14 protein-coding genes are annotated in these 13832 nt (G+C 35.3%); 13 read left to right on the top strand and 1 reads right to left on the bottom strand.

What is annotated here, in order from left to right; all coding sequences use genetic code 11:
* Positions 1–199: 199 nt before the first annotated feature.
* Positions 200–676 (bottom strand): TspO/MBR family protein, encoded by a 477-nt coding sequence (locus tag B2145_RS07330; protein WP_291100329.1) that lies wholly within the window; start codon positions 674–676, stop codon positions 200–202.
* A 103-nt stretch (positions 677–779) separates the two neighbouring features.
* Here B2145_RS07330 and B2145_RS07325 point away from each other — a divergent pair, with 103 nt between their 5' ends.
* From B2145_RS07325 to leuB, 13 genes are all read left to right on the top strand, one after another.
* On the top strand, positions 780–1862 hold the full coding sequence (locus tag B2145_RS07325; protein WP_291100327.1) for a diphosphomevalonate/mevalonate 3,5-bisphosphate decarboxylase family protein: 1083 nt from the start codon (positions 780–782) through the stop codon (positions 1860–1862).
* A 27-nt stretch (positions 1863–1889) separates the two neighbouring features.
* On the top strand, positions 1890–2108 hold the full coding sequence (locus B2145_RS07320; protein ID WP_291100324.1) for a hypothetical protein: 219 nt from the start codon (positions 1890–1892) through the stop codon (positions 2106–2108).
* A gap of 2 nt (positions 2109–2110) precedes the next feature.
* Positions 2111–2413, top strand: a complete 303-nt coding sequence (locus tag B2145_RS07315) for a type II toxin-antitoxin system RelE/ParE family toxin (protein WP_291100321.1) — start codon at positions 2111–2113, stop codon at positions 2411–2413.
* A gap of 13 nt (positions 2414–2426) precedes the next feature.
* Positions 2427–3365 (top strand): mevalonate kinase family protein, encoded by a 939-nt coding sequence (locus B2145_RS07310; RefSeq protein WP_291100318.1) that lies wholly within the window; start codon positions 2427–2429, stop codon positions 3363–3365.
* 1 nt (position 3366) lies between these two features.
* A complete protein-coding gene (locus tag B2145_RS07305) occupies positions 3367–4287 on the top strand; it encodes a geranylgeranylglycerol-phosphate geranylgeranyltransferase (protein ID WP_291100315.1) in 921 nt (306 codons plus the stop codon).
* A gap of 154 nt (positions 4288–4441) precedes the next feature.
* Complete coding sequence (locus tag B2145_RS07300; protein ID WP_291100312.1) at positions 4442–5347, top strand: pseudouridine synthase; 906 nt, start codon at positions 4442–4444, stop codon at positions 5345–5347.
* Between the two features lie 18 nt (positions 5348–5365).
* A complete protein-coding gene (locus B2145_RS07295; protein WP_291100309.1) occupies positions 5366–5773 on the top strand; it encodes a nuclear transport factor 2 family protein in 408 nt (135 codons plus the stop codon).
* 72 nt (positions 5774–5845) lie between these two features.
* On the top strand, positions 5846–7612 hold the full coding sequence (locus tag B2145_RS07290) for a DUF885 domain-containing protein (protein WP_291100306.1): 1767 nt from the start codon (positions 5846–5848) through the stop codon (positions 7610–7612).
* 1008 nt (positions 7613–8620) lie between these two features.
* Complete coding sequence (gene leuC / locus B2145_RS07285; RefSeq protein ID WP_291100303.1) at positions 8621–10018, top strand: 3-isopropylmalate dehydratase large subunit; 1398 nt, start codon at positions 8621–8623, stop codon at positions 10016–10018.
* A gap of 40 nt (positions 10019–10058) precedes the next feature.
* Complete coding sequence (gene leuD / locus B2145_RS07280; protein ID WP_291100300.1) at positions 10059–10655, top strand: 3-isopropylmalate dehydratase small subunit; 597 nt, start codon at positions 10059–10061, stop codon at positions 10653–10655.
* Between the two features lie 62 nt (positions 10656–10717).
* On the top strand, positions 10718–11020 hold the full coding sequence (locus tag B2145_RS07275) for an antibiotic biosynthesis monooxygenase family protein (RefSeq protein WP_291100297.1): 303 nt from the start codon (positions 10718–10720) through the stop codon (positions 11018–11020).
* Between the two features lie 67 nt (positions 11021–11087).
* Complete coding sequence (locus B2145_RS07270) at positions 11088–12611, top strand: alpha-isopropylmalate synthase regulatory domain-containing protein (RefSeq protein WP_291100294.1); 1524 nt, start codon at positions 11088–11090, stop codon at positions 12609–12611.
* A gap of 75 nt (positions 12612–12686) precedes the next feature.
* Positions 12687–13748 carry a 3-isopropylmalate dehydrogenase gene (gene leuB / locus B2145_RS07265; protein WP_291100291.1) on the top strand — a complete coding sequence of 354 codons (1062 nt, stop codon included), beginning with the start codon at positions 12687–12689 and terminating at the stop codon, positions 13746–13748.
* Positions 13749–13832 lie beyond the last annotated feature (84 nt).

The raw sequence follows: 13832 nt of genomic DNA, 5'->3' as shown, positions 1-13832 counted from the left end.
GCGAACTAAACGCTTATACCTATTAATTTAATTTATATTTTTCAAAACTTAAGTAATAACCATGGTATAATGTCGTATTTTAAAATCAGGATAAAATTATGTAATGCGCTGATTTAAAGCTATTTTACTTAAATTTTATTCTTTTGACTTTACGACTTTTAAACTTTTGACTTACTTATAAAGGTTTTTATACAGAAAATCATCGGTTCAACCACCAAATACTGGCGTTCAAAACAAAGGCAAAACTCACCCAAAGCAAATACGGAATAAATAAATAGCTCGCAATTGTATTGATTTTTCCAAATTTAGCATAGGTTTCAAAAATCATCAACCACAATAGAACCATCTCGATACCTGCCAACATTGGGTTTTTTAATCCAAAAAACAAATACGACCACAAACCATTTAAAGCCAGCTGGATGGCAAAGAAAATCAATGCTTTTTTAACGTTTTCTTTGTCAAAATCAATACGATTCCAAACCAATCCGGCCGCGACTCCCATCATAATATAAAGCATACTCCAAACGGGTGCAAAAATCCAATTGGGTGGATTGAAACTCGGTTTGACCAATGTAGGATACCAAATTTCGATGCTCGATTTTGTAACTATTCCGGAAAAATATCCAACCACCAAACAGGTAACAACAACCGTCAAAATTCGACTAATCTTATTCATAATATATTTTTTACAAATTTAATCAAAACTTTATACCGATTCAACAAATAAACAAATCAACCTATAAATCAAAAAAAGTATCTTTGCACAAATTTTATAATTGATGTTTTCAGCAAACGATTTTATTCCGACCCAATATTCCCATTCCATAGAAAAAGGAAGTTTTCAATGGAGTTCCCCAAGCAACATTGCTTTGGTGAAATATTGGGGAAAAAAAGATAGCCAGATTCCGGCAAATCCTTCGGTGAGTTTTACGTTGAGTAATTGCAAAACCATTACAACTTTGGCTTTCGCCAAAAAAGAAAATCAAAATACATTTTCTTTCGACTTACTTTTTGAAGGAAAACCCAAAGAAGATTTCAAACCCAAAATTCAACAATTCTTCGATAGAGTATTAATTTATTTACCTTTCTTTAAAGAGTATCATTTCACGATTGATACCAAAAATACGTTTCCACATAGTTCCGGAATTGCCTCATCGGCTTCGGGAATGGCAGCTTTGGCAATGAATTTAATGAACTTGGAAAAAGCATTAAATCCAGAAATGACCGAAGATTATTTTTATCAAAAAGCTTCTTTCTTGGCGCGTTTGGGTTCTGGAAGTGCCTGTCGCAGCGTAAAAGGCAAAGTTGTGGTTTGGGGAAATCATAAAAATATTAAAGGAAGTTCTGATTTATTTGGAGTGGAATTTCCAAACGCAATTCACGAGAATTTTAATAATTTTCAAGATACGATTTTATTGGTTGACAAAGGCGAAAAACAGGTTTCGAGTTCTGTTGGTCATAATTTGATGATAAATCACCCTTTTGCCGAAAGGCGATTTGCACAAGCACACGAAAATCTAGATAAATTAATTTCTATTTTCGAAAGCGGAAACCTGGACGAATTCATCAAAATAGTCGAAAGCGAAGCGCTGACATTGCACGCAATGATGATGACTTCGATGCCGTATTTTATTTTGATGAAACCGAATACTTTAGAAATCATAAATGCAATTTGGAAGTTTCGAAGCGAAACAAAAATTCCTGTTTGTTTCACACTTGATGCCGGTGCCAACGTTCACGTTTTATATCCTAAAAACGTATCTACAGAGGTTTTACAATTTATTAAGGACGAATTAGTTGGCTATTGTCAAAATGGTCAGTACATTTGTGACGAAATAGGAATTGGTTCGATTAAAAACTAAAACGTTTAATTTTTAATTTGATATAAAATGAACATTGAATTAGAAAAATTAGAATTGATTAAAATGTTGGTAGAAACGAAAGATTCTTCCATAATTTCCTCTATAAAAAAGATTTTCAAAGCCGAAAAAAAAGATTTTTGGGATGAATTGTCAGAGGAACAGCAAAACATTTTAAACGAATCTTTGGAGCAATATAAAAAAGGCGAATTTACTTCATTTGAGGAGTTTATAAAGCCACACCTTTAGAAATGAAAAGGGAAGTTGTAATTACTCCTAGAGCTCAAGCTGAAATTGAAAATATTTTTGAATACTTGGAATTAAAATGGAATGAAAAAATAAAAAAGAAGTTTTCAAATAAAATCAATACCATCATAAATTTAATCATTGAAAATCCAGAATTATTTCCAGTTTCAAATGTAAATAAAAAGATTAGAAAAGGTGTAATTAGCAAGCAATCCGCTTTATTTTATCATTTCAACAGCAAACATATTATTGTACTTTCTGTTTTCGATACCAGACAGAACCCAACAAAAATCAACAAAATAAAATAAGTTCAAACCATATATGAAAGGACCTTTATTTTACTCAAAAATATTACTCTTTGGAGAATACGGTATTATTCGTGACTCTAAAGGATTGTCTATCCCTTATAATTTTTACAATGGCGCGTTGAAAAGAGAGGCAAATCCATCGGAGGAAGCCATAAAATCCAATGCAAATTTGAAGCGTTTTGTTTCCTACCTAGAAACTTTGCAAAGCGAACAAGCCGAGCTGGTTACTTTCGATTTGGCCTCTTTAAAAAATGATGTCGAGACAGGAATGTTCTTTGATTCCAGTATTCCACAAGGTTATGGCGTTGGCAGTAGCGGCGCACTTGTAGCAGCCATTTATGATAAATATGCCCAAAATAAAATCACTGTTCTAGAGAATTTAACTCGCGAAAAATTATTGCGATTGAAAAATATTTTCGCCCAAATGGAATCGTTTTTCCACGGAAAAAGTTCTGGTTTGGATCCTTTGAACAGCTATTTGAGTATTCCCATTTTAATTAATTCCAAAGACAATATCGAGGCGACAGGAATTCCTACTCAAAGTTTGGGAGGAAATGGCGCCGTATTTTTATTGGATTCAGGAATTGTTGGCGAAACCGCCCCAATGATAACTATTTTTATGGAAAACCTGAAAGATCAAGGCTTTCGAAAAATGTTGAAATCCCAATTCATAAAACATACCGATGCCTGCGTCGAAAACTTCCTTGGTGGTGATATGAAATCTTTGTTTGCCAACACCAAAAAATTGTCAAAAGTGGTCTTAAATCACTTTAAACCAATGATTCCAGAACAGTTTCACGGCATTTGGCAAAAAGGAATTGACAGCAACGATTATTACCTAAAATTGTGTGGCTCAGGTGGAGGAGGTTATATTCTAGGTTTCACCCAAGACTTGGAAAAAGCAAGAATCTCATTGAAAGATTATAAGTTGGAAGTCGTTTACCAATTTTAAAATGCTAAGCAGGAAGAACAAAATAGTAGTGATGAAATTCGTCAGTTTGTTCTCTGTTGTTAGAGGTTACAACATCCCAATAATCGTCTTGGCTCAATATCTTTCGTCTATATTTATTCTCGCACCCGAAAAAAGGCCATTGTCAATTATCCTCGATTTCGATTTATTCATCATTATTTTTGTTTCCTCACTGACCATTGCATCAGGTTATATCATCAACAATTTCTATGACAGCAAGAAAGATTTAATCAATCGCCCCAACAAATCAATGCTCGACCGACTGGTAAGCCAAAAAACAAAACTAACCGTCTATTTTAGCCTAAATTTTATTGTAGCCTTTTTGGCTATTTTTGTTTCTTGGCGTGCTTTTCTGTTTTTTTCGGTTTACATTTTCTTGATTTGGTTTTATTCCCATAAAATAAAAAAATACCCAATAATAGGTAATTTAACAGCTGCCTTTCTGGCAATTTTGCCCTTTTTTGCCATTCTTTTGTATTACAAAAACTTGTACGAAGTCATATTCGGTCACGCCACTTTCCTGTTTTTATTACTATTGATTCGTGAAATGATAAAAGACTTGGAAAATATCAAAGGAGACCTGACCAACGATTACAAAACCATTCCTATTGTTTACGGCGAAGCCGCTTCGAAAAAAATAATTACCGCTTTAACAATTGCAACAATAGCTCCCGTATATGTTTTGATCGAAATTTTCGACGTCGGTTATATGGATATTTACTTTTATTCCTGTCTGATAATTTTGATTTTTTTCTTGCTTTACCTTTGGAAATCCAACACAAAAGAACAGTATTTATTGCTTCATAACGTGCTCAAATTCCTAATCGTGGCAGGTGTTTTCTGCATTATCCTCATCAATCCAAGCGTGTTGTGGCACGGAGAGAAATTATTGAGGTCGATTTAAATTTTCAGGAGCTATTTCCTGCTGTACGCTATATCTTTTTCTTTTTAAAGAAAAAAGAAAAAGGATGCCGCTTCCATCAGGGCTAAAACCGTAATCCAAAAACAATCAACTATTAAGCAATAAAAAACTATCTTTGCACAAATTATAGAATATTATGAATAACAAGGAAGGCAATAACAAAAAAAGCGGAGGCAGGGCAAACAGTTCTAGACCAAGCTCAAATAAGCCAAAACCTGCGATGCAAAAAAGGGCACAAGGGCCTAAAAAAGTAAAGACAATTGTTAAAGTTGCCGACACAACTGACAAAGTGGAGAAAAAGCCAAATCAGGCTCCAAAAAGACCAAAAGTAAAAGACGAAATTCGTTTGAATAAATACATTGCCAATTCTGGTGCGTGTTCTCGTCGTGATGCCGATATTTACATACAATCTGGAACTGTCAAGGTAAATGGAATTCCTGTTACCGAAATGGGATATATGGTAAAACCGGGAGATGTCGTGAATTTTGATGGAGCAACTTTGACTCCAGAGAAAAAAGTGTACATCTTGCTAAACAAACCGAAAAACTTTACAACAGCATTGGATGAAGGTCAAGAATTTCGCAATGTTTTAGAATTGGTAAAAGGTTCTACCACAGCAAAAATTGGAGCTGTTGGAAGAATGGACAAGAATACGACTGGTCTATTGCTGTTTACAAACGACACCGACATGATTCGTAAATTCACGTTACCAAGTCAGAAATCATCGAAAATTTACCAAGTTTCTTTGGATAAAAATTTGAAATTCGAAGATTTGGAAAAAATAAACAAAGGACTTGTTCTTGATGGACACCGTGTTTTTGTTGAAGATATCAGCTATATTGAAGGCGAAGCAAAAAGCGAAATTGGCTTGAAATTAAGATCAGCAAACGTTAAAGTGGTTCGCGCAATTTTCGAACATTTTAGTTATGATGTTTTGAGAATTGACAGAGTAGCCTTTGCAGGATTGACCAAAAAGAATTTGCCTCGTGGGAACTGGAGACATCTAACTGAACAAGAAATCATCAATTTGAAAAACGTATAATATTTTAAATTAAAACAAATGAAATCCCAAATAGCTTTGGGATTTTTTTTATTCCCAGAAAAAATGACTCCAGAAAAAAACTTATCAATAGCCCATCTTTGGTTTGAAGCATTTAACAATCATAATTTGGAAAAATTATTGTCTTTATATGATAATGACGCACAGCATTTTAGTCCAAAATTGAAAATTAGACATCCTGAAACTAATGGTTTTGTAACGGGAAAAGAATCATTGCGAACTTGGTGGCAAGATTCTTTTGACCGATTGCCCACATTACATTATAAAGTAACTTCACTTACGGCAAATTCTGACAGGGTTTTTATGGAATATGTAAGAACCGTTCAAGATGAAAGTGACATGCTCGTCGCCGAAGTTTTGGAAATAAAAGAAGATAAAATTGTTTTTTCACGGGTATACCATGGGTAAAAAAATTACAAAAATATTAACAAAAAATGACTGATTATCAATTAGTTTTACGAAAACTTTAACTTTATAAACATGAAAAAATTAGCTTCTTTTTTTATTGCAATCATTCTTTCTGTTTTATTGGCAAACTGCAAATCCAAAGAAAAAAAACAGGATTTCACTGCTTTGACGAAAAGCTATTTTGATGATAAAAACGCACTAAATCCATTAGGTGCTACCCAAAATGGGCAATACGAATACAACGACCAGTTGCAGTTTGAGATGACCGATGGATATAGAAAAGATCAAGCTAATTTTTATGATAAATACGGGGCAGCGTTAGCGACAATCGATGAAAAGAAATTATCAGAAGAAGAAAAAAACAGCTATGAAATCATAAAATGGGAGGTTGGAGTTGGAAAAGAATTATTGAAACAACCCACGAACTTAATGCCTATTAACCAGTTTGAGGGAACACACTTAACAATTGGACAATTTGCCGGCGGAACAAGCGCACAACCTTTCAAGACTGAAAAAGATTACACTGATTTCTTGAAAAGAATGGACAAATATTCCGTTTGGATTGATTCTGCAATGGTTTATATGAAAAAAGGAATGGCTAAAGGCGTAGTATTGCCAAAAGCATTGACCGAAAAAGTAATTCCGCAATTTGCAGGAATGGCAACTCCAAAAATAGAGGACAACCTTTTTTATTCGGCCATAAAATTAATGCCCGCCTCTTTTTCTGACGAAACAAAAAAAGATTTAACGGCAAAATACATGGCAACAATCAACGAAAAATTAGTTCCGCAATACAAAAAAATGGCTGATTTCTTGAAAAACCAATATCTTCCGGCTTCAAGAACAACGAGCGGAATTGGAAGTTTCCCGTTTGGCGCGGCATTATACGCAACTTACGTGAAACAATGGACAACTACTGAAATGACTCCCGACGAAATCCATAACTTGGGCCTAAAAGAAGTGGCTCGATTGAATGCTGAAATGGAAAAAGTTAAAACTCAAGTAGGATTCAAAGGAACTTTGGCAGCGTTTTTTGATGAAGTTCGTAACAAGCCGTCATTAAAACCATTCAAAAAACCTGAAGAAGTTATTGCCAATTTTGAAAAAATTTATGCTAGGATAAAACCCAATGTCGATAAATTATTTTCTCTGCAACCCAAAACAAAATTCGAAATTAGAAGAACCGAAGCCTTCAGGGAGAAAACTGCCAGTGCAGAATATATGGCCGGTACTGCGGATGGATCCCGCCCGGGAATATTTTATGTACCACTTCCTGATGTTGCCAATTATAATTTATATGGTGATGAAGATTTGTTTTTGCATGAAGCTATCCCAGGGCACCATTTTCAAATTTCCCTGCAACAAGAAAATACCACTTTGCCTGATTTCAGAAAATTCAATTGGTTTGGGGCTTATGGTGAAGGTTGGGCTTTATATACTGAAAGTTTAGGTAAAGAATTGGGAATGTATCAAGATCCTTATCAATATTTTGGAATGCTTGGCAACGAAATGCACAGAGCCATTCGACTAGTTGTAGATACTGGAATACACAGCAAAAACTGGACAAGGGAACAAGCCATTCAATATTCATTGGACAATGAAGCTGAAAGCGAAGCAAGCATCATTGCCGAAATTGAACGCTATATGGCCATTCCGGGTCAAGCCCTTTCTTATAAAATCGGCCAATTGAAAATCATGGAATTGCGTAAAAAAGCCGAAACCAAAATGGGTGCGAAATTTGATATCAAAAAATTTCACGAGAAAGTACTGGAATCTGGGGTAATGCCATTGGACTTACTGGATAAAAAAATCAATAACTGGATAAATGAATCTAAATAATTAAAGCTTTTAAAAAACAATGCAAATTAATTATTGCAACAATGGTAAAATTTGCATTGTCATTGAATGCGTCAGCCCAATCTTCCGGCAGATCTTACAGAGCCTCTTCCCACCTATGATGGAATTTTATTGGAAATAATGCGTTAATAATACATCGCAGTAAAACGCAGAAGGCAGGCCATATATAAACGAGAAATTTAACTCGGTGAAGGTTCAGCATAAAAGAAAAATTAATGATTCATTGTGATGCTGAAGTTGGCAAATTATAATTCAAAATAAAGAAAATAAAATTTATTTTTCCTACTTGCAATTTTGATAATTTAAAATTATTTACTGCATCCCTCTGGTAAAGATTCTGATTTAAACCTCTAATTTTATTTACATCTTCAAGTTCTTTTTTCCCTTTTACCGTTTTTTTTCATTAGTGTTAAAACTTTCTTCATGGAGAAAACGGATCGAAAGTTCTATCAAATCGCATCCTAAAAATACCAATATTCATATTGCTGAAAATTATAATACAAAATCAGTAAATGAACAACATCTCAATTTTTTGGATGTCGTAGTATTTTATCAAAAAAAACAATAGAAATTCAGTTCAGAAAACAACTCATTCAGAAAATATACTAAGTAAAAATTTTTAATTCAATAGATTTCAAAAGAACCAAATACTACTAATTATTTCTAAAAATATTACTTATATTAATTTATACTTAAAAAAAACACCGATTAACATCTAAAAAATATCAAATTAATAGATTTTTAAAAACACTACACATTAGACCCCAACCATCAAAAAAGTAAAACAAGTTCAAAATAAAAAGAGGATGGTAAATCACAAACAGATAAACATAAGTGGTTAAGCACCGTAAAAACATTTTGGGCATCGTATATAAGTAAATAATAAAATTGACACCTTTATTTCTTTTTTTAAATTTGCTCCCATTATTACAATTATGGACAATTGTTAGGATTGTAAAAAAAGAAATACACTTAAAAAAATAGTTAAAAATGAGTACTACATTATTCGACAAAGTATGGGATTCGCACGTGGTGCGTACAATTGAAGATGGACCGGACGTGTTTTTTATTGACCGTCATTTCATTCACGAAGTTACAAGTCCTGTTGCTTTTTTAGGTTTAAAAGAAAGAGGAATCTCGGTTTTATATCCAGAACGCACTTTTGCGACTGCCGATCACAACACGCCAACAATACACCAAGAACTGCCGGTTGAGGATGCTTTATCTGCTAATCAACTAAAAGCACTGGAAGAAAACTGTAAGGAATACGGCATCAGCCACTGGGGATTAGGAAATATAAAAAATGGAATTGTTCACGTTGTAGGTCCTGAGAACGGGATTACATTACCCGGAGCAACCATTGTTTGTGGCGATTCACATACTTCCACGCACGGTGCTTTTGGCGCTATCGCTTTCGGAATTGGAACTTCAGAGGTGGAAATGGTGCTTTCTACGCAATGTATTATGCAACCGAAACCGAAGAAAATGCGAATCAACGTAACTGGAACCCTTCAATTAGGGGTTACTCCAAAAGACGTTGCGCTTTATATTATATCAAAATTATCAACATCGGGAGCTACAGGTTATTTTGTGGAATATGCCGGTGATGTTTTCGAAAATATGACAATGGAAGGTCGAATGACCGTGTGCAATTTAAGCATCGAAATGGGTGCTCGTGGCGGTATGATTGCTCCTGACCAAAAAACTTTCGATTATTTGAATGGCCGTTTGTATGCTCCAAAAGGCGAAGCTTGGGATAAAGCGGTAGCGTATTGGAAAACATTAAAAACAGATGCCGACGCTACTTTCGACGAAGAAATCAATTTTTCAGCTTCGGATATCGAGCCAATGATTACTTACGGAACTAATCCTGGAATGGGATTAGGAATTTCTAAAAGTATTCCAAATTCAAAAGACGTTGCCGAAGGAGAAGAAACTTACGTGAAATCCTTGGCTTATATGGGTTACCATCAAGGAGAAGCGATGATAGGAAAACCTATCGATTACGTTTTTTTGGGAAGTTGCACCAATGGTCGCATTGAAGATTTCAGGGCTTTTGCCTCGATTGTAAAAGGAAGACAAAAAGCAGCAAATGTTACGGCTTGGTTGGTTCCAGGATCACACGTTGTTGAAGCACAAATCAAAGAAGAAGGAATTCTAGATATTTTGACCGATGCTGGTTTTGTATTGCGTCAGCCGGGATGTTCAGCCTGTTTAGCGATGAATGACGACAAAGTTCCTGCCGGAAAATATGCCGTGAGTACTTCCAACAGAAATTTTGAAGGACGTCAAGGACCAGGTTCAAGAACTTTGTTGGCAAGTCCGTTTATGGCCGCTGCCGCCGCTGTAACTGGAGTTTTGACAGATCCAAGAGAATTAATAAAATAATAGTAACGGGTGAAAATGGTCACTCCAGAAAATATAAAAAATGGCTTACGATAAATTTAATATACTTACAAGTAGCGCGGTTCCACTTTCTATCGAAAATGTAGATACGGATCAAATTATTCCTGCTCGTTTTTTGAAAGCGACAGAGCGAGTTGGTTTTGGCGACAACCTTTTCCGTGACTGGAGATACAATAATGATGGTTCTCCAAAAACTGATTTTGTTTTAAACAACCCAACGTATAGCGGAAAAATCCTTGTTGGAGGAAAAAACTTCGGTTCAGGTTCTTCAAGAGAGCACGCAGCTTGGGCAGTTTATGATTACGGTTTCAGAGCTGTAGTTTCAAGTTTTTTTGCCGATATTTTCAGAAATAACTGCTTGAATATTGGTGTTTTACCTGTTCAGGTAAGTCCTGAATTTGCAGACAAAATTTTTAAAGCAATTGAGGCTGATCCAAAAACCGAATTAGAAATAAACCTTCCAACACAAACCATCACACTTTTGGCAACTGGAGAAAAGGAATCATTTGACATTTCCGGCTATAAAAAAGACAATATGATCAATGGTTTTGACGATATCGATTATCTGCAAAACATAAAATCAGAAGTGGTGGAATTTGCTGATAAATTGCCTTATTAAAAAATAATCATTACACCTGTCAGATATAAAAACTCTAACAGGTGTATTTATAAAACCGAATTATGATTCTAGAAGTCGCCCTTCTTTTTATAAAAAAAGGAGAAGAAAAACAATTTGAAAAAGATTTTGAGATTGCCGGTCAATATATAAGTTCGGTTCAAGGTTATTCAGGACATAGTTTAAGAAAATGCATCGAACAAGAAAATAAATACATTTTACTTGTTGATTGGGAGGAATTGGAGGACCATACAATTGGTTTTAGACAATCCAAGCAATATTTAGAATGGGAAAAATTGCTTCATCATTATTATGATCCGTTTCCGATAGTGGAACATTTTGAAACAATATTGGAAAATAAAAAATAATACTGTTTTTTATATAAAACAAGAATAGATTTTCAAATCTAAAATTAGATTTAGCATCAAATTTATAATGGGAAAAAGAAAAATTGAAATAATGGATACGACGCTTCGCGATGGTGAACAAACATCGGGAGTGTCATTTTCTGCTGCAGAAAAATTAACCATTGCACAATTGTTGCTGGAAGAATTAAATGTTGATAGAATCGAAATCGCTTCGGCGCGTGTAAGTGAAGGCGAGTTTCAGGCTGTAAAAGACATCACAGCTTGGGCCGCAACAAAAGGTTATAGTGATCGTATTGAAGTGTTGGCATTTGTGGATGGCGGTATTTCTATTGAATGGATGAAAAAAGCGGGAGCCAAAGTCCAAAATTTATTGACCAAAGGTTCGATGAATCATTTGACCCATCAATTGAAAAAAACTCCGGAACAGCATTTTGCCGAAATTGCTCAAATAATTGCATTGGCACAGGAAAACGATATTGCAACCAATGTCTATTTGGAAGATTGGAGTAACGGAATGCGGAATTCCCCTGAATATGTGTTTCAGTTCTTGGATTTTTTGGCAACCCAACCTATTAAAAGAATATTGTTACCCGATACTTTAGGCGTGCTTGTTCCTTCAGATACTTTCAAATTTATTTCGAAAATTACCGCGAAATATCCAAATATCCACTTTGATTTTCATGCACATAATGATTATGATTTAAGCGTTGCCAATGTAATGGAAGCTGTAAAAGCTGGCATTAGTGGTTTACACGTTACCGTAAACGGGATGGGAGAACGCGCCGGAAATGCTCCGCTTGAAAGCGTAGTTGCAGTAATAAATGATTTCATGCCTGAAGTAAAAATCAATATAAAAGAATCTTCATTGTACTCAGTGAGTAAATTAGTCGAGACTTTTACAGGTTACAGAATCCCGGCCAACAAACCCATTGTGGGCGACAATGTATTTACCCAAACTGCAGGTATACATGCCGATGGCGACAACAAGAACAATTTATATTTCAATGATTTGCTTCCAGAACGTTTTGGCAGAAAGCGAAAATATGCCTTGGGGAAAACATCTGGCAAAGCCAATATCGAAAAAAATCTTCAAGAATTAGGATTAAAACTGAATCAGGAAGATTTAAAGTTAGTTACCCAACGCATCATCGAGTTGGGAGACAAAAAAGAAACCGTTACCAAAGAAGATTTGCCTTACATCATTTCTGATGTATTGGACAGCCATACCTATGAAGACAAAATTGTCATTGAATCCTATGTGTTGGTTCACTCCAAGGGAATACGTCCATCAACAACGCTCTGTTTAAAAATAGACGGAGAAATAATTGAAGAGAATGCTCAAGGCGATGGACAATTTGATGCTTTTATGAATGCCTTGACAAAAATATATAAAAGCAAAAAGATGACGCTGCCGAAACTCATCGATTATGCCGTTCGAATTCCTCCAGGCAGCAGTTCGGATGCGCTATGTGAAACCATTATCACATGGACTAATGGTAAAAAAGAATTCAAAACAAGAGGCTTAGATTCAGATCAAACTGTTGCAGCAATCATTGCAACTCAAAAAATGCTGAACGTTGTAACAGCTTAAACTACAATTGCAATAAAATCAATGTCAATTGCAATAACAAACAGAAAAATATAAATAAAGCAAAAAATATAAATAATGAAATTTAATATTGCCCTTTTAGCAGGAGACGGAATTGGTCCCGAAGTAATCAATCAAGCAGTAAAAGTTTCCGATGCCATTGCAAAAAAATTCAATCACGAAATCAATTGGACACCGGCATTAACAGGCGCTTGCGCCATTGATGCAGTTGGCGTTCCTTATCCTGACGAAACCCACGAAATTTGTATGAAAGCCGATGCTGTTTTATTTGGAGCCATCGGACATCCAAAATACGACAATGACCCGAAAGCAACCGTAAGACCTGAGCAAGGCTTGTTGTTGATGCGTAAAAAATTGGGTTTGTTTGCCAATGTGCGTCCAACATTTACTTTTCCGTCCTTGATTGATAATTCTCCATTAAAAAGAGAACGTATCGAAGGAACTGATTTAATATTTTTAAGAGAACTTACCGGTGGAATTTATTTTGGTGAAAAAGGAAGAAAAGACGGTGGAGAAACAGCTTTCGATACTTGCACTTACACCAGAGCCGAAGTGCAACGATTGGCAAAAAAAGGATTTGAATTAGCGATGACGCGTAGCAAAAGATTGTGTTGTGTTGACAAAGCAAATGTATTGGAAACTTCCCGTTTATGGAGAGAAACCGTGCAAGCTATGGAAAAAGATTATCCAGAAGTAGAAGTTAGCTATGAATTTGTAGATGCCGTGGCGATGCGATTGGTTCAGTGGCCCAACTCGTATGACGTACTAATTACTGAAAATTTGTTCGGTGATATTTTGACAGATGAAGCTTCTGTAATTTCGGGTTCTATGGGTTTAATGCCTTCTGCATCTGTAGGAGAACACACTTCATTATACGAACCAATTCACGGATCATATCCTCAAGCTACAGGTTTGGATATTGCAAATCCATTGGCAACTGTATTGTCGGCAGCGATGATGTTTGAAGACGCTTTTGGACTAAAAGAAGAGGCCGAAGCGATAAGAGCAGTTGTCAACAAATCACTAGAATTAGGAATTGTTACTGAAGATTTGGCTACAAAAGGAGCCAAAGCCTATAAAACCAGTGAAGTTGGAGATTGGCTAGTTGCCAATTTGTAAAAAAATGGATTCCTGTAGAGACGCACTGCTGTGCGTCTCTATGGTGCGTCTCTACAAACAGAAATAAAACAAAAAAGGTGTCAA

It is taken from the genome of Flavobacterium sp. UBA5153, from assembly GCA_002413745.1.
In the GTDB taxonomy this organism is placed as follows: Bacteria; Bacteroidota; Bacteroidia; order Flavobacteriales; family Flavobacteriaceae; genus Flavobacterium.
This window is presented reverse-complemented; position numbering and strand designations above follow the sequence as displayed.